The following is a 15633-nucleotide window of genomic DNA, read 5'->3' as shown; positions in this document are numbered from 1 at the left end:
GCAACGGTGTCATGGTAACACCGACTGCGCAATCGAACGACGAAAGGTTACGGCTTGACCCGGCAGTTGCGCCCACCGGCCTGTTCGCAGGCTCGCACACTCTGCTCGTATAAGGCCATATCGCGCTGATAGCGCTCCTGAGCCGCGGCGTTCTCGGCGGCAATGCGGGCGTTGTCGGCTTCGACCCGGGCGGTTTCGGCCTGCCAGGCTTCGCGGGCCGCGTCATTGGAGGCGATGATGGCCGCTTCGGCCTGGGCCGCTGCTTCGTTCTGAGCGACGATTCCGGCATTCAGCTTGCTGGTCGCGGCCACCTCTGCCGGATCTTGGCGGCTGTCGGGGACAGCGCGATAGGTTTCGCCGCGCTGACGTTCCCACTCTTCCGACCCTGGCACGGGCGTGTCGGCAGGGGCGGTGCTTTGGGCAGATGCGGATGTCGGTTTCGTCTGCTGGGCAGAGGCAGGAGCGCCGGTGACGGCGGCGATCACGGCAGCCACGGCGACGATCGATGAAAGCGGACGGGACATGCGGTCTCCTTCAAAACTTGGCTTAAGGTCGGGACAAGCCGGCCCATTGCGCGGGCCTTCGATGGGTCTAAACGCGAACAAGCCTTGCCGGATGCGACGGACGGCTCAATCCGGCAGTCGCAGGGCGAAAATCGTCCCCTCAGGCCCGGTCTGAATCAAATCCAGCGTCCCGCCATGCGCCGTGGCCAGTTCGCGCGAGATGGTCAGGCCCAGACCTGTGCCCTCCGACGCGCGCCCGCTGACGAACGGATCGAAAAGCTGTTCCGAGACCTTGGCGGGAATGCCCGGCCCGTCGTCGGCGATACGGATCAGCCAGCCGTCCGCTTCCTGCACCGCCGTAACCGTCACGGTGCCGCGACGCGGAGGCTTGCGTTTCGCGTCACCCTGGATCGCCTGGCGCGCATTGCGCATCAGATTGACCAGAATGCGGTGCAACTGGTCCGGATCTGCCTGGATAGTGGCGCGAGCGGGCAGGGTCTTGGCCAGCTTCACGCCGTCGGCGCTGAGGCCTGCATCCTCGGCGGCGACGGTGACGGCGGTGGCCAGGGGCACGGCGATGCGCTGAGGCTCCGGCTCCTCGCTGCGGCCATATTCCAGCACATTGCGGGACAGGGCAGCAGCGCGGCCAAGGGCGCGCTCCAGCCGGGGCAGGACGCGAGCCACCTCCGGGTCGGGCGATTCAGCCAGCCGCTCGGACGCCAGCTGGGCCGAGGTCAGCATGTTGCGCAGGTCGTGATTGATCTTGGCCACCGCCTCGCCCAGCGCCACCAGACGCGCGCGGGACCGCAGCGACAATCGCACCTCTTCCTGCATGCGGGCCAGTTCGCGCTCGACGCGGCCGATCTCGTCATGGCGACCGCTGGGCGGCTCGCCTTCGGCCTCGGGATCGCGGGCGAAGCGCTCGATCGAACGTGTCACGCGGCGCAGCGGCTGCAGCACCAGAAAGGCCAGACCGGCATACAGCAAGGCACCAGCCACGATCGAGACCAGCAGTGAAACCAGCAGGCTGTTCAGCAGGAAGGTGCGCAGTTCGGCCTTCAGGGGCTGGGCCAGGGTCACGATCTCGATGAAGTCGCCGGTGCGATAGCGCGGGCGAGCCTGGACCCGGATCGAGCGGTCCGGATGGCCGAACAGGGTCCGCCACGGGTCGATCAGGCGCGAGACCGGCCGGCTCTCGCGCAGATCGATCAGGTCCGGTGTCCGCGACAGGTTCGGAGCCTGCAACAGCAAACGCCGCACGCCCTGGTCGCCGACGACCACCGCCTGCACGCCGCCGATGGCCAGCAACTGTTCGGCTGTGTCGTCTTCCACCGCCGAATAGGGCAGGGCCTCGACGGCGACGGACGCCAATTCGGCCGATTGCAGCCGGTCGGTCAGCCAGCGCTCGTGGAAGCTGGCGACGCTGGGGGTGATGATCAGGATTTCCACCGCCACTGCAAAGGCCATGGTCAACAGCATCAGCCGCCTCGCCAGGGCATCCGGCGGGTTCAGCCCCAGCCGTCGCCTCAGGCCTTCAGGCACCCAGGTCCACAGGCGGGCTGGCGTCTGCGGCGCGACCTCCGTCATGTCGCCGCCTTGCGCCCGAGCGCGCCCTGCAGCGCCTTCAGCGCGACAGGCAGGACGACGGCCAGCACGAAGACACCCGTCATCGGGGCCCAGAACTGGCCGAACAGGGCCTGGAAGTCCGGATCGGGGTCATTGACCAGCAAGGTATTCAGTCGCGCCCCGATCCAGCAATAGATGGTGTGGGCTGGTAGCAGGCCGATCACGGTCGCCAGCGTATAGGGCTTCAGCCGGGCGGAGATGACGCCCGCAGCGATATTGATCATGTGAAACGGCACCACGACCGCCAGCCGGCTGGCCAGCACATACCAGAAGGTGTCCTTGTCTATGGCGGCACAGACTTTCTGCATCAGACCGGCGTCCCGCTCGGCCTTGTCGCGCAGGGACTGGCCGAGGGCCGTGCGGGCGACCGCATAGACGATCAGGGCCCCGATGGTTGCGGCGATGGAAGTGGCCACCCCGCCGACCCACGGCCCGAACAAATAGCCGGCCGTGATAGTCACGAAGAAGACGCCCGGCACCACGCTGGCCGTCAGGATGGCGAAGACGGCCATCAGGATCAGCAGACTGAGGATATAGTTGTCGGCGGTGAAGGCGCGGAACGCCTGGCCGTGGTCACGGATCGTGTCCAGCGACAGATAGCGATTCCAGCCCATGCCGAAGATCAGCGCGATGACGCCGGCCAGCAGGATCAGGGGCAAAAAGCGTTTCAGACGGTCCATCTTCACTCCAAACGCACCGGCATCGGCGTTGACACCGCCAGCCCCTGCGCTTATACGCCCGCCCTTCCCGCGACGGACGCTCTTGTCCGCCGCCAAACACTCAACACTGGGAGCCGACCGTGAAGCGGACCTATCAGCCGTCGCGTTTAGTGCGCAAGCGCCGTCACGGCTTCCGTTCGCGGATGGCCACCAAGAACGGTGCAAAGATCGTTGCGCGTCGTCGCGCCAAGGGCCGTAAGCGCCTGACGGCCTGACCCGTCAGGCGTCCGTCTGCGGACGCATGACCGATTTACCAGATATCGAACGTCTGACTTCGCGGCCCCAGTTTCTGGCGGCCGCGAAAGGCGTTTCAGAGGCCCGTGGTGCCGTGGTGGTCCAGCGGCTGGATCGACGCGACGACGACCCCACCATCCGCCTGGGTTTCACTGCCACCCGCAAGGTCGGTGGCGCGGTCGTACGCAACCGCGCCAAACGCCGTCTGAGAGAGGCCGCACGTGCCTTGGCACCGCAGTTTGGTCGCCCGGGTAGCGACTATGTCTTCATCGCCCGCATGGGCACGGCAAACCGTCCCTGGGACCGTTTGCTTGACGATGTGAAATCGGCGCTTACAAGGCTGGCGACCCCACGGTCGGCGGCGCCGAAGCCAACGACTGCGCCGACCCCGCCCGCGCCCATTCCGCCCGCCACCGCCGGCCAGGATTCCTGATCTCCATGCCTCCCCAGAATAACAGCAAGAACACCATCATCTTCATGGTGATCGCTGGCCTGATGCTCCTGGCCTACAGCTTCTTCGTGATGCAGCCGCAGGCCGAGCGCCAAAGGGCGGAGCGTGCCGCTGCGGAGCAGCAGGCGGCGGCGACGGCGGCATCCGGACCCTCCGGTGCGGCCGCAGCCCCTGTGTTTGTGGAGGATCGTCAAGCAGCCCGAGCCCAGGCCGGACCGCGTGTCGCTATTCGAACCGACACCGTTTCGGGTTCGCTATCCCTGCGCGGGGCGCGCATAGATGATCTGTTCCTGACGCGCTACAAGGAAACTCTGGCCCCGAACTCTCCTTCGGTCGAGCTGTTCCGCCCCGAGGGCATGCGGCACGGTTATCAGGCCCTGTTTGGCTGGGACGGCCCCAATGTCCGCGGCGGTGTGCCCGGCAAGGATACACCCTGGCAGCTGACGCAGGGCACGGAGCTGACGCCCACCACCCCCATTACGCTGACTTGGGATAATGGCGCAGGCCTGCGCTTCACGCGCCGGATCGCCATCGACGACCAGTACCTGTTCACCGTCACCGATACGGTCGCCAACTTCAGCGGTCAGCCGGTACAGATCGCTCCCTGGGGCCGCGTCGAGCGCCGGGGCATTCCCGGCGATCTGGGACGCAACCAGATTCTGCACGAAGGCGGCATCGGCACCTTTGGATCGGAAGGCGACTACGCCACCCAGCAGTTGAAGTATCAGGCCTGGGCCAAGAAGCCGTCGCAGTCCTTCGCCTCCACCGGCGGCTGGATGGGTATGACCGACAAGTACTGGCTGGCTGCCATGATCCCGGCCCAGGACGAAAAGATTGACGCCGGCTTCTTCGTTACCGAACAGGCCAACTACGAGACCCACGCCGTGCTGATGCGCGGCGAGGCCCATACCATCGCCCCCAACGCCCAGATCAGCGAGACAACCCGTCTGTTCGCCGGTGCCAAGCGCAATGAGATCCTGGCCGGTTACGAGAAGTCGCTGGACTTGCCGCGCTTCATCTATGCGATCGACTGGGGCTTTCTGTTCTTCCTGACCCGCCCGATGTTCTTGGTGGTCGAGTTCTTTTTCGGCGTTCTGGGCAACTTCGGCCTGGCCATCCTGGCCCTGACCCTGGTCGTGCGCCTGATCATGTTCCCGCTGGCCAACAAGAGCTACGAGAGCATGTCGCGCATGCGCACCCTCGCGCCCAAGCTGGAGGAACTGAAGAAGAAATATCCTGACGATCCGGCCAGCCAGCAGAAGGAAATGATGGCGCTGTATCAGAAGGAGAAGATCAATCCGCTGGCAGGCTGTCTGCCGCTGCTGATCCAGATCCCGTTCTTCTATGCCGTCTACAAGATGCTGACTGTGACCATCGAGATGCGGCATCAGCCCTTCTTCGGCTGGATCCGCGACCTGTCGGCGGCGGACCCCTCGACCATCTGGAATCTGTACGGCCTGATCCCGTGGGATCCGTCGACGGTGCCGGTGATCGGGACCTTCCTGACGACCAATGCCTCGCTCAGCGTGCTGGCTATCGTCTACGGCCTGACCATGTGGCTGCAGATGGCCATGAGCCCGCCGGCGACCGATCCGATGCAGCGCCGCATCTTCCAGTTCATGCCCGTGGTCTTCACCTTCATCATGGCCACCTTCCCGGCGGGCCTGCTGATCTACTGGGCATGGTCGAACGTGCTGACCATCTTCCAGCAGTACATCATCATGCACCGGCTGAAGACGGAGAACCCGATCGACACCTTCTTCGCCCGGTTCAAGAAGGCCTGATTTGGAAGACTTCACCCTCGAGGAACTGGAGCAGGGCCGCATCCTGTTCGCGCGGCCCGCGACCTTCGTCATGGGGTGCGCCAAGATCGAGCAGTTGCCGGAGCCGGACCTGCCCGAAGTGGCCTTTGCGGGCCGGTCCAATGTGGGCAAGTCCAGCCTGATCAACGGCCTGGTCGGCATGCACAAGCTGGCCCGGGCGTCGAACGAGCCGGGCCGCACGCGCGAGGTCAATTTCTTCGACCTGGACGGCAAGATGCGGCTGGTCGACCTGCCCGGCTATGGCTGGGCCAAGGCGTCCAAGACGACGGTCAAGAAGTTCCAGGACCTGGGCCGCGATTATCTGAGGGGTCGGGTGACGCTGAAGCGGGTCTATCTGCTGATCGACAGCCGTCACGGCCTGAAGAAGGTGGACGACGAGGCTCTGGATGCGCTGGATCTGGCCGCCGTCAGCTATCAGATCATCCTGACCAAGGCCGACAAGCTGAAGAAGGGCGAGGCGGAAAAGGTCCAGGCCGCCACCCTGAAGGCCATCGCCAAACGCCCCGCCGCCTATCCGGCCGTGATCGTCACATCGGCGGAAAAGGGCGACGGCATGCCCGAGCTCCGCGCCGAGATCATGCGCACAACCGGGGCGGTGCTTTAGGGCCCTTGCGGACTGCGCCACGGAGTGGTCGGGTGGCGGCCATGCAAACGCGCCTGATCCAGACCGACACCCTCGCCCAGTCGATCCTGGAGGCTGGCACTGGCCCGCTGGTCCTGTTCATTCATGGCTTTCCCGAGTTGGGCGTCAGCTGGCGTGCGCAGGTCGAGGCCTTTGCGGAGGCGGGCTATCATGCCGTCGCGCCCGACATGCGCGGCTATGGCGGCACCGACAAGCCGGAGGATGTCGCCGACTATTCCATCCTGCATCTGGTCGGGGACATGGTCGCCCTGGTGCGGGCGCTGGGCGAGACTCAATGTGTGGTCGTGGGCCACGACTGGGGCGCGCCGGTGGCCTGGCACTGTGCCCTGTTGCGGCCCGACATGTTTCGCGCGGTGGCGGGTCTGTCCGTGCCGTTCCAGCCGCGGCGCCCGGGGGGTCCCCCGACCCCGGCCATGGCCGCCATCGCCAAGCGGGCGGGACTGGGCGAGCTCTATATCAGCCAGTTCCAGGCACCAGACGCCCACGCCATCTTCGAGGTCGATGTCGCGGCGGGTCTGCGCAAGGGGTTCTATGCCTATGACGGGGCGACGCCGGATGCGAGGCAGTCGACCGGCTTCATTCCGGCGGGTCAGGACTTTCTGTCAACGGTCGCGGACGATGCGACCCTGCCGCCGTGGATGAGCGCCGAGCATTTTCAGGAGTATGTCGACGCCTTTACGAAGGGCGGCTTCAAAGGACCGATCGACTGGTACCGCAGCCTGGACCGCAACTGGGCCCTGACGGCGTTTCTTCAGGATCAGCTCATCCTTCAGCCGGCGCTCTTCCTCGTCGGCGAGCGCGACCCGGTCCGCCACTATGCGGGCCAGCATGAGGCGGGATTGAAGGACTGGGCCCCAGACCTGCGCGGTACGCATGTCCTGGCCGGAGCGGGGCACTGGCTTCAGCAAGAGAGGCCCTCCGAGGTCAATGCGCTGCTGCTGGCGTTTCTGGCCGACCTCGACTGAAGGCGCGGATGGATGCGGACCGCGCTGCGGCAGCCCAGCTTTCTCGCCTCGCGGCAAAAGCGTTTGGCCAGGCGCACGGCCTGACCGCGTGTCGGCAGACGGGCCTTGCAGCCGCGCACCTGAACGACCCAGTGGTCTTCTTCCGGCAGGACTTCATACAGTCGGGGGGCGAGGATGTGTTCCATGCCCGCCAGGATGCGCCCGGCTCGCATAAGGGCGCGATATCGAACAAACGGATGCGCGTAAGGGGCGCGTAAGGCGGCCTAAAGCCTCGCCACCGCCTCGGCCGTGATTTCCAGGCTGCGGATGCGGTCGTTCAGGTCGTAGACCATGCCGGTGACCATGACCTCGTCGACGCCGGTCTGGTTGGCGAAGGCGGCCAGCCGGTCACGCACCGTGTCGCGCCCGCCGATGGCGGCATAGGTCAGGCGGCTCTGCACCGCCGCGATCTGGCGCGGGTCCAGCACGGTGGTGATGTCGTCCACTGGCGGCTTGACCCGGCCCGGCTTGCCGGTGACGACGGCCGCGAACGCCTGCTGCATGCTTGTGGACAGGCGCAGCGCGGCGTCGTCGGTCTCCGCAGCGAAGACGTTGGTCACCGCAAGACTGTGCGGCTGATCGAGCACCTTCGACGGGCGGAAACCGGCGCGATAGGTCTGCAGGGCCTGCATCAGCAATTCGGGCGCGAAATGGCTGGCGAAGGCGAAGGGCAAGCCCAGGTGCGCGGCCAGTTCGGCGCTGAACAGGCTGGAGCCCAGCAGCCAGATCGGCACCTTCGTGCCCGCGCCCGGCCAGGCGGTGACCCGCTGACCCTCCACGGGATCGTCCAGAAAAGCCTGAAGCTCCAGCACGTCGCGCGGAAACTGATCCGCCGCCTCGAAATAGCGGCGCAGGGCGCGGGCCGTCTCGCCGTCCGTGCCGGGCGCGCGACCGAGGCCCAGATCGATCCGGTCGGGATAGAGGGAGGCCAGGGTCCCGAACTGCTCCGCGATCACCAGCGGCGCATGGTTGGGCAACATGATCCCGCCTGAGCCTACGCGGATCGTCTTCGTCGCCCCTGCCACATGGCCGATCACCACGGCGGTGGCCGAGCTGGCGATGCCCGGCATGTTGTGATGCTCGGCCAGCCAGAACCGCTTGAACCCCAGCCGGTCGGCGGCCTGGGCATAGGCAGTGGTTTCCGCGATCGCACGCGAGGCGTCACCGCCCTCCACGATGGGCGACAGGTCCAGCACTGAGAAATCGGTCATGGACGCCAGATCGGGTCGAGGGCGTTGTCAATCAAGACCTACGGGTGGGTCAGACCGGATGTGTAGGCTCAGGCTTTGGAGCGGGCTCCGGCGTTGACGGCTCATTGGGCAGGGGGATGAACTCCAGCGAGTCTTCGTCAGGCAGAGTCATCCGCCCGGCCTTCCAGTCGGCCTTGGCCTGATCCAGACGGGCTTGGCTGGACGAAACGAAGTTCCACCAGATCAGTCGCTCGCCGACCGGTTCTCCACCCAGCACCATGACGCTGGAGGGCCGGATGGCCTTGATGGTTGGTTCGGCGTTCGGCTCCAACACGACCATCTGTCCCTCGTGGAAGGTGCGGTCGCCGACTTCGATCTCGCCCTTGGCGACATAGAGGGCGCGTTCCGAATAGCCGCCTGAACCGACGAAGCTCTTGCCCGGTGGCGGTGCGGTGCGCACGCCCTCGGCTAGTTCCCAGTGGATGTAGAACAGGGGCGACGACGTCTTCACCACCGCCTTGGCCCCGTAGGCCTCGCCCGCCACCAGCCGTGCGAAAAGGCCGTTGTTGTCATAGGTGGGTTGGTCCGCCTCGCCATGGTGGTGAAAGCTGGGATCGACCTCCTCGGCCTCGTCGGGAAGGGCGATCCAGGCCTGCATGCCGTGCATGGGGCCGCCTTGAGCCTTCTTCAGCGGGTCGGTGCGTTCGGAATGTACGATGCCCTTGCCGGCCGTCATCCAGTTCACCTCGCCGGGGCGAATGGCCTGGGTCGCGCCGGTATTGTCCCGGTGCATGATCTCGCCCTCGAACAGATAGGTCAGGGTTGACAGACCGATGTGAGGGTGAGGGCGGACGTTGATCGCCTCTGACCCCGGCGCGAACTCCGCCGGGCCCATCTGGTCCAGAAAGATGAAGGGCCCGACCATCCGGCGGCTGTGGAAGGGCAGCACCCTCCCGACCTCGAAACCGCCCAGATCCTTGCGCCGTGCATCGATCACCATCTCGATCATGTCAGTTCCCTCCGATCTGAAATTTGAGCGGATCCGGGCCGTACTATCAAACGTGCGGGGTCACGATGCCAAGAGGCAGAGTGGTGACGTTCTTCACGCCGCGCGTGACGATGTGGCTTTCGCAGTCCGAGACGATGCCCAGGCTGAGCAGCTTGTTCCTCAAAAACTGGTCGAAGGCATGCATGTCCGAGGTGATGATCCGCAGGACATAATCCTCGCGACCCGTGATGGTGGCGCACTGCACCACTTCGGGCCACTGGGCGACGGCGGCCTCGAAGATGTTCAGGTTTTCGGTGGACGGCAGGCTGAGCTTGACGATGGCATAGACCTCGAAATCCAGGCCCAGCAGGGTGGCGTCCAGCAGGGTGACGCGCTTTCTGATGAAGCCCGTGTCCTCCAGCCGCTTGATCCGGCGCCAGCAGGGCGAGGCCGACAGGCCGACGCGCTCGGCGACTTCGGCGACCGACAGTCCAGCGTCCTGCTGAAGGATATCCAGGATGCGGGCGTCGACGGGATCGAGATCGTCAGCCAATGCGTTTCTCCCATTGTTGTTATAGGGCAATAAAATACCCGTGAACCGCAGAGTGCAAGGTGAAATTGGGCGAGCCTTGGCCAGCGCCCCATGCTAACACGGCAATCACGAGGAAAACGCGGTCGGATCAACCGGACAGCAGGACGGAATGAACAAGCCCAATAGCCAACCCCTGTCGTTGCGCGTGCCGGAGCCTTCGGGTCGTCCGGGCGACCCCACCGACTTCAGTCATCTGAAACTGGACGAGGCCGGAGCCGTCGATCGACCCGAGGTGTCGACCGCGCCCTATGACATGCGCGATCACGCCTTTCGCCTGGTGCGGGTCCTGGACGATCAGGGACAGGCCGTCGGGCCGTGGAATCCGCGCCTGGACGCCGAGACCCTGAAGAAGGGCCTGAAGGCGATGATCCTGACCCGCGCCTTTGACGACCGGATGCACAGGGCCCACCGTCAGGGCAAGACCAGCTTCTATATGAAGTGCACGGGCGAAGAAGCCATCGCGGTGGCGCAGGGCATGATCCTGTCGCGCGAGGACATGGGCTTTCCGACCTATCGCCAGCAGGGCCTGCTGATCGCGCGCGGCTATCCGCTCGCGACCATGATGAACCAGATCTATTCCAACGCCGAGGATCCGATCAAAGGCCGCCAGCTGCCGATCATGTATTCGGCCAAGGACTTCGGCTTCTTCACCATCTCCGGCAACCTCGGCACGCAAGTCCCGCAAGCGGTCGGCTGGGCCATGGCCAGCGCCTACAAGGGTGACGACAAGATCGCCATCACCTGGATCGGCGATGGAGCGACGGCGGAGGGCGACTTCCACAACGCGCTGACCTTCGCCGCCGTCTATCGCGCGCCGGTGATCCTGAACATCGTCAACAACCAGTGGGCCATCAGCTCCTTCCAGGGCATCGCCGGCGGTCTGGAGACGACCTTTGCGTCCAAGGCCATCGGCTATGGCCTGCCCGCGCTGCGGGTCGACGGCAACGACTTCCTGGCCGTCTGGGCCGCGACCCAGTGGGCCGAAGAGCGCGCGCGGACCAATCAGGGCGCGACGGTGATCGAGCTGTTCACCTATCGCGGGGCCCCGCACTCCACCTCCGACGATCCCAGCCGCTATCGTCCCGGCGACGAGCATGAGAAGTGGCCGCTGGGCGATCCGGTCATGCGCCTGAAGCAGCACCTGATCGCCATCGGCGAATGGTCGGACGAAGCCCAGGCCGAGGCGGAGGCCGATGCGGTCGCCCAGGTCCGGGCTGCCGGCAAGGAATCCGAGGCCATCGGCACCCTGGGTCAATCGCGCCCCAGCGTGAAGGAAATGTTCAACGAGGTCTTCGCCACCGAAGACTGGCGCATCGCCGAACAGCGCGGCGAGGTGGGGGTCTGATCATGGCTGAGCAAACCTTCACCGAATCCGACCGCACCGACGGCATCGAGCCCGACATGGTCGATCAGAATGCGGCCCCGAAGTCCGAGGCTCCGGCTTCGGGCGTGCAGCCGATGAACATGATCCAGGCGCTGAATTCGGCGCTGGACGGCAAGATGGCTGAAGACCCGAACGTCCTGTCGTTCGGCGAGGACGCGGGCTATTTCGGCGGCGTCTTCCGCGTCACGGACCAGCTGCAGCAGAAGCACGGCCTGACCCGCAGCTTTGATGCGCCCATCAGCGAATGCGGCATCGTCGCCGCCGCCATCGGCATGGGGGCCTATGGCCTGCGTCCGGTCGTGGAGATTCAGTTCGCCGACTACATCTATCCGGCCTACGACCAGATCGTCAGCGAGGCGGCCAAGATGCGCTATCGCTCGGGCGGTCAGTTCACCAGCCCGATCACCATCCGCAGCCCCTATGGCGGCGGCATCTTCGGCGGCCAGACGCACAGCCAGTCGCCTGAGAGCCTGTTCACCCATATCGCCGGGCTGAAGGTCGTCATCCCCTCCAACCCCTATGACGCCAAGGGCCTGCTGACCGCCGCGATCGAGGACGACGACCCCGTCGTCTTCTTCGAGCCCAAACGCCTCTACAACGGCCCCTTCGACGGCTGGCACCAGAACCCCGTCAGCCCGTGGAAGGCGCAGGACCTGGCTCAGGTCCCGACCGGCAGATATGTCGAGCCGATCGGCAAGGCGCGGGTCATGCGCGAGGGCAGCGACGTCACCATCCTGGCCTATGGCACCATGGTCTGGGTCTCGCTGGCCGGGGCCGAGCATGCGGGCGTGGACGCCGAGGTCATCGACCTGCGCTCGCTGGTGCCGCTGGACATCGAAGCCATCGAGGCCAGCGTGAAGAAGACCGGCCGCTGCGTCATCGTGCACGAGGCACCGAAAACGTCCGGGTACGGAGCGGAGCTGTCGGCCCTGGTGCAGGAGCGGTGCTTCTATCATCTGGAGGCCCCCATCGGCCGCGTCACCGGCTGGGATACGCCCTATCCCCACGCCTATGAGTGGGAATATTTCCCCGGGCCGCAGCGTGTTTCGGATGTGTTGAAAGCCGTCATGTCGGGAGGTCGTTGAGATGGGTCGTTTCGTCTTCAAACTGCCCGACGTGGGCGAAGGCACCGCAGAGGCCGAACTGGTCGCCTGGCACGTCAAGGTCGGTGACATGGTCGAGGAAGACCAGTTGCTGGTCGACGTCATGACCGACAAGGCGACGGTCGAGCTGACCAGCCCCGTGGCCGGCAAGGTGACGGCCCTGCACGGCGAGCCCGGCGTGATGTCGGCGGTCGGCTCGGCTATTGTCGAGTTCGAAGTCGAGGGGGCGGGGAATGCGGCGGAAGCGTCCGAGCCCGCTTCGGCCCCGGTCAGCGCGGCGGAACCTGTTGTTGCCGAACCTGTCGTGTCCGCTGCTCCGGCTGAAAATCCCGCGCCTGCGGCGATGTCCGGCAACTACGTCTTCAAATTGCCCGACGTCGGTGAAGGCACCGCCGAGGCGGAGCTGGTCGCCTGGCACGTCGCGGTCGGCGATGCGGTCGAGGAAGACCAGCTTCTGGCCGAGGTCATGACGGACAAGGCCACGGTCGAGCTGACCAGCCCGGTCGCGGGCACCGTCGCGGCCCTGCATGGCCAGCCGGGACAGCAGATCGCCGTGGGCGGGCCGCTGGTCGGGTTCGATGTCGAGGGCAAGGGGAATGTGGCGGCTGCGCCTGCCCCGGCTCCGGTGCTTGCCCCGGCCCCCTCCACCGCGAAGACGCGGTCCCCCTCCCCCGATGGGGGAGGAACTAAACCGTCTCCGAGTCCTCATTCTCCCCCCGCCGGGGGGAGTACGCGCGAAGCGGGGGAGGGGGGCAAGGCCCGCACTCTCTCTGACCGCAACCAGCGCCCGCTTGCCTCCCCCGCCGTGCGTCAGCGCGCGCGAGACATGGGGATCAATCTGCAGTTCGTGCCGGGCTCGGGCCCCGCGGGCCGGATCGACCATGCCGATCTGGACGCCTTCGTGTCCGGCGCGACGCAGACATCGTCCGTGTCCGGATCATCGGCCTGGACCTATGCGAAGGCCGAGGGCACAACCGAGGTCCGGATCATCGGCCTGCGCCGCAAGATCGCGGAGAAGATGGCCGAGAGCGTGCGGCGCATTCCGCACATCACCTATGTGGAAGAGATCGACGTCACGGCGCTGGAGGAACTGCGCGCGCATCTGAATGCCCAGGCGAAGACGACGGGCAAGGCAAAGCTGAACGTCCTGCCCTTCATCGCCCGCGCCATCGTGGTGGCCCTGCGCGACCAGCCGCAGATCAACGCCACCTATGACGACGAGGCCGGCGTCCTGACCCGGCACGCCGCCGTGCATCTGGGAATCGCCGCCCAGACCCCGAACGGGCTGATGGTGCCGGTGGTGCGTCATGCCGAGGCGCGCGACCCCTATGACACCGCCGCCGAGATCGCGCGCGTGTCGGGCGCGGCCAAGGACGGTTCGGCCAAGCGCGAGGAGCTGTCCGGCTCGACCATCACCATCACCTCGCTGGGCACGCTGGGCGGGGTGGTCCACACCCCGATCATCAACCACCCGGAGGTGGCCATCATCGGCCCCAACAAGATCGCCGAGCGCGTGGTGGTGCGGGACGGCCAGATGGTCGTGCGCAAGATGATGAACCTGTCCTCCAGCTTCGATCACCGCATCGTCGACGGCCACGACGCGGCGGTCTTCGTACAGCGGATCAAGGGCCTGCTGGAGCATCCCGCGACGTTGTGGATGAACGCATGACCCAGACCCTCAAAACCAAAGTCCTCATCATCGGCGCCGGCACCGGGGGCTATGTCGCGGGCATCCGCTGCGGCCAGCTGGGGCTCGACACCATTCTGGTGGACGGCGGCGACGGGCTGGGCGGGACCTGCCTGAACGTCGGCTGTATTCCGTCCAAGGCCATCATCCATGCGGCGTCCAAGTTCGAGACGGTCAGCAAGGCGGCCAATGGCGGCACCCTGGGCATCACCGTGGCGGACCCGGTGATCGACTTTGCCCAGACCGTCGCCTGGAAGGACGGGATCGTCAGAAAGCTGAACGGCGGGGTCGCGGCCCTGCTGAAGAAGGCCAAGGTCAAGGTCGTCAAGGGCTGGGCCCACTTCTCCGACGCCAAGACCTGCACGGTGAAGACGGATGACGGAGACATCGTCATCAGCGCCGAACATGTCATCCTGGCCACGGGGTCCGAGTCGGTCGAGCTGCCCTTCCTGAAGTTCGGCGGCGACGTCATCTCCTCGACCGAAGCCTTGTCGCTCGATGCGGTGCCGGAGCGTCTGGTCGTCGTCGGCGGCGGCTATATCGGGCTGGAGCTGGGCATCGCCTATCGCAAGCTGGGGGCCCAGGTCGCCATCGTCGAAATGGCCGATCGCATCCTGCCGCTCTATGACAAGGCCCTGACCGATCCGGTCGCCAAATGGCTGGAAAAGCACGGCGTCGAACTGCATCTGGGGGCCAAGGCGGGCGGGTTCGGTGATGGTCAGTTGTCGATCACCACGCGCGACGGCACGCCGATGCAACTGCCCGCCGACAAGGTGCTGGTCACCGTGGGCCGCCGTCCGCGCACCAGGGGCTGGGGTCTGGAAAACATGGGCGTGACCATGGACGGGCCGTTCGTGAAGATCGACGACCGCTGCGCCACCAACATGAAAAATGTCTGGGCGGTCGGCGACCTGACCGGCGAACCCATGCTGGCGCACAAGGGCTCGGCCCAGGGTGAGGTGGTGGCGGAAATCATCGCCGGGCATGACAGGCGGTTCGATCCGGTGACCATCGCGGCGGTCTGCTTCACCGAGCCGGAAATCGTGTCCGCAGGTCTGGGGCCGCTGGACGTCGAGGGCCGCGACGACGTCATCACCGCCATGTTCCCTCTGGCCGCCATCGGCCGCGCCCTGGCCATCGAGGCGGGCGAGGACGGCGGCTTCGTGCGCGTGCTGGCATCGAAATCCGATCACCGCCTTCTGGGCATCCAGGCCGTCGGCCAACATGTCGCCGAACTGTCGAACAGCTTCGCACAGATGCTGGAGATGGGCGCGGTGCTGGAGGATGTCGCCGGCGTGATCCACGTTCATCCGACCCTGGGCGAAGCCTTCCACGAGGCCAGCCTGCGCGCCTTGGGGCATGCGATCCACATTTGATGCGGGACCGGGTCGCCGTGAGGAATCCGGCGTCCTTATGTTTTCCTTATGCCGTTGACTGAAATCCATATCGCGCCCTGACGGCCGCGGGTGGTCAAACCCAGCTCTCGTACTGAGCTGGAGGCGTCGGCATGGCCGATCTTATTTTCCTCGGCCTGGGCGGCGGGGCCTTTGTAGCCTTCGCCGCCCTCGCCGTTTTTCTGAAGCGAGTTTGACGATGCTGGTCTCCATCATGTGGGGTGTCGGCGCGATCGTCGTCGCCGGCTACATGGTCGCGGCCCTGCTGCGCCCAGAGCGGTTCTGAAGGAGC

Annotated in this window: 16 protein-coding genes; 10 read left to right on the top strand and 6 right to left on the bottom strand. The window is 65.9% G+C overall.

All coding sequences use genetic code 11. The features are described from left to right. Positions 1-47: 47 nt before the first annotated feature. The 3 genes from ACE3TH_RS07080 to ACE3TH_RS07070 form a co-directional block, all read right to left on the bottom strand. A complete protein-coding gene (locus ACE3TH_RS07080; RefSeq protein ID WP_374598720.1) occupies positions 48-524 on the bottom strand; it encodes a hypothetical protein in 477 nt (158 codons plus the stop codon). Between the two features lie 105 nt (positions 525-629). Then, the gene (locus ACE3TH_RS07075; protein ID WP_374598718.1) at positions 630-2090 is read right to left on the bottom strand and encodes a sensor histidine kinase; all 1461 of its coding nucleotides are present in this window, start codon (positions 2088-2090) and stop codon (positions 630-632) included. After that, the gene (locus ACE3TH_RS07070; RefSeq protein WP_374598717.1) at positions 2087-2809 is read right to left on the bottom strand and encodes a TVP38/TMEM64 family protein; all 723 of its coding nucleotides are present in this window, start codon (positions 2807-2809) and stop codon (positions 2087-2089) included. The genes ACE3TH_RS07075 and ACE3TH_RS07070 overlap by 4 nt, the downstream gene beginning before the upstream one ends. A gap of 119 nt (positions 2810-2928) precedes the next feature. On the opposite strand from ACE3TH_RS07070, the gene rpmH reads away from it, so the two are divergent. The 5 genes from rpmH to ACE3TH_RS07045 are packed head-to-tail and all read left to right on the top strand — an operon-like array spanning position 2929 to position 6964. Then, a complete protein-coding gene (rpmH, locus tag ACE3TH_RS07065) occupies positions 2929-3063 on the top strand; it encodes a 50S ribosomal protein L34 (RefSeq protein WP_029414875.1) in 135 nt (44 codons plus the stop codon). 26 nt (positions 3064-3089) lie between these two features. Next, on the top strand, positions 3090-3515 hold the full coding sequence (gene rnpA, locus ACE3TH_RS07060; protein WP_374598714.1) for a ribonuclease P protein component: 426 nt from the start codon (positions 3090-3092) through the stop codon (positions 3513-3515). Positions 3516-3520: 5 nt separating this feature from the next. Then, positions 3521-5317: a membrane protein insertase YidC gene (gene yidC, locus ACE3TH_RS07055; RefSeq protein ID WP_374598713.1), complete on the top strand. Its 1797-nt coding sequence runs from the start codon at positions 3521-3523 to the stop codon at positions 5315-5317. Between the two features lies 1 nt (position 5318). After that, positions 5319-5960 (top strand): ribosome biogenesis GTP-binding protein YihA/YsxC, encoded by a 642-nt coding sequence (gene yihA / locus ACE3TH_RS07050; RefSeq protein WP_374598711.1) that lies wholly within the window; start codon positions 5319-5321, stop codon positions 5958-5960. 41 nt (positions 5961-6001) lie between these two features. Beyond that, the gene (locus ACE3TH_RS07045; protein ID WP_374598927.1) at positions 6002-6964 is read left to right on the top strand and encodes an alpha/beta fold hydrolase; all 963 of its coding nucleotides are present in this window, start codon (positions 6002-6004) and stop codon (positions 6962-6964) included. Between the two features lie 263 nt (positions 6965-7227). On the opposite strand, the gene ACE3TH_RS07040 is transcribed toward ACE3TH_RS07045, so the two are convergent. Genes ACE3TH_RS07040 through ACE3TH_RS07030 form a run of 3 tightly spaced genes read right to left on the bottom strand, consistent with a single transcriptional unit; the run spans position 7228 to position 9734 of the window. After that, entirely contained in the window at positions 7228-8214 is a 987-nt protein-coding gene (locus ACE3TH_RS07040; RefSeq protein WP_374598709.1) for an LLM class flavin-dependent oxidoreductase, read from the bottom strand. Between the two features lie 49 nt (positions 8215-8263). Continuing rightward, on the bottom strand, positions 8264-9202 hold the full coding sequence (locus tag ACE3TH_RS07035; RefSeq protein WP_374598707.1) for a pirin family protein: 939 nt from the start codon (positions 9200-9202) through the stop codon (positions 8264-8266). A 46-nt stretch (positions 9203-9248) separates the two neighbouring features. Continuing rightward, a complete protein-coding gene (locus ACE3TH_RS07030) occupies positions 9249-9734 on the bottom strand; it encodes an Lrp/AsnC family transcriptional regulator (protein WP_374598705.1) in 486 nt (161 codons plus the stop codon). 148 nt (positions 9735-9882) lie between these two features. Between ACE3TH_RS07030 and ACE3TH_RS07025 the strand changes: the two genes are divergently transcribed. The 5 genes from ACE3TH_RS07025 to ACE3TH_RS07005 all read left to right on the top strand — a co-directional run bounded on the left by ACE3TH_RS07025 (position 9883) and on the right by ACE3TH_RS07005 (position 15627). Beyond that, a complete protein-coding gene (locus ACE3TH_RS07025; protein ID WP_374598703.1) occupies positions 9883-11118 on the top strand; it encodes a 3-methyl-2-oxobutanoate dehydrogenase (2-methylpropanoyl-transferring) subunit alpha in 1236 nt (411 codons plus the stop codon). A gap of 56 nt (positions 11119-11174) precedes the next feature. Beyond that, positions 11175-12242 (top strand): alpha-ketoacid dehydrogenase subunit beta, encoded by a 1068-nt coding sequence (locus tag ACE3TH_RS07020; RefSeq protein ID WP_374598925.1) that lies wholly within the window; start codon positions 11175-11177, stop codon positions 12240-12242. A gap of 1 nt (position 12243) precedes the next feature. After that, positions 12244-13929 carry a 2-oxo acid dehydrogenase subunit E2 gene (locus ACE3TH_RS07015; RefSeq protein ID WP_374598701.1) on the top strand — a complete coding sequence of 562 codons (1686 nt, stop codon included), beginning with the start codon at positions 12244-12246 and terminating at the stop codon, positions 13927-13929. Next, entirely contained in the window at positions 13926-15323 is a 1398-nt protein-coding gene (lpdA, locus tag ACE3TH_RS07010; protein ID WP_374598699.1) for a dihydrolipoyl dehydrogenase, read from the top strand. The genes ACE3TH_RS07015 and lpdA overlap by 4 nt, the downstream gene beginning before the upstream one ends. A 217-nt stretch (positions 15324-15540) precedes the next feature. Then, positions 15541-15627 (top strand): potassium-transporting ATPase subunit F, encoded by an 87-nt coding sequence (locus tag ACE3TH_RS07005; protein ID WP_374598924.1) that lies wholly within the window; start codon positions 15541-15543, stop codon positions 15625-15627. Positions 15628-15633 lie beyond the last annotated feature (6 nt).

Origin of the sequence: Brevundimonas sp., assembly GCF_041919755.1 — a bacterium.
GTDB lineage: Bacteria > Pseudomonadota > Alphaproteobacteria > Caulobacterales > Caulobacteraceae > Brevundimonas.
Note: the sequence above shows the minus strand (reverse complement) of the source record. Positions and strands in the feature narration are given on the sequence as shown.

Bases quoted from the DNA above. Each gene is read 5' to 3' on its own strand.
- ACE3TH_RS07035 (WP_374598707.1), bottom strand. From the start codon at position 9,202: ATGATCGAGATGGTGATCGATGCACGGCGCAAGGATCTGGGCGGTTTC.
- ACE3TH_RS07005 (WP_374598924.1), top strand. From the start codon at position 15,541: ATGCTGGTCTCCATCATGTGGGGTGTCGGCGCGATCGTCGTCGCCGGC.
- ACE3TH_RS07075 (WP_374598718.1), bottom strand. From the start codon at position 2,090: ATGACGGAGGTCGCGCCGCAGACGCCAGCCCGCCTGTGGACCTGGGTG.
- ACE3TH_RS07045 (WP_374598927.1), top strand. From the start codon at position 6,002: ATGCAAACGCGCCTGATCCAGACCGACACCCTCGCCCAGTCGATCCTG.
- ACE3TH_RS07080 (WP_374598720.1), bottom strand. From the start codon at position 524: ATGTCCCGTCCGCTTTCATCGATCGTCGCCGTGGCTGCCGTGATCGCC.
- ACE3TH_RS07015 (WP_374598701.1), top strand. From the start codon at position 12,244: ATGGGTCGTTTCGTCTTCAAACTGCCCGACGTGGGCGAAGGCACCGCA.
- ACE3TH_RS07040 (WP_374598709.1), bottom strand. From the start codon at position 8,214: ATGACCGATTTCTCAGTGCTGGACCTGTCGCCCATCGTGGAGGGCGGT.
- lpdA (WP_374598699.1), top strand. From the start codon at position 13,926: ATGACCCAGACCCTCAAAACCAAAGTCCTCATCATCGGCGCCGGCACC.
- ACE3TH_RS07070 (WP_374598717.1), bottom strand. From the start codon at position 2,809: ATGGACCGTCTGAAACGCTTTTTGCCCCTGATCCTGCTGGCCGGCGTC.
- yidC (WP_374598713.1), top strand. From the start codon at position 3,521: ATGCCTCCCCAGAATAACAGCAAGAACACCATCATCTTCATGGTGATC.
- ACE3TH_RS07020 (WP_374598925.1), top strand. From the start codon at position 11,175: ATGGTCGATCAGAATGCGGCCCCGAAGTCCGAGGCTCCGGCTTCGGGC.
- ACE3TH_RS07025 (WP_374598703.1), top strand. From the start codon at position 9,883: ATGAACAAGCCCAATAGCCAACCCCTGTCGTTGCGCGTGCCGGAGCCT.
- rnpA (WP_374598714.1), top strand. From the start codon at position 3,090: ATGACCGATTTACCAGATATCGAACGTCTGACTTCGCGGCCCCAGTTT.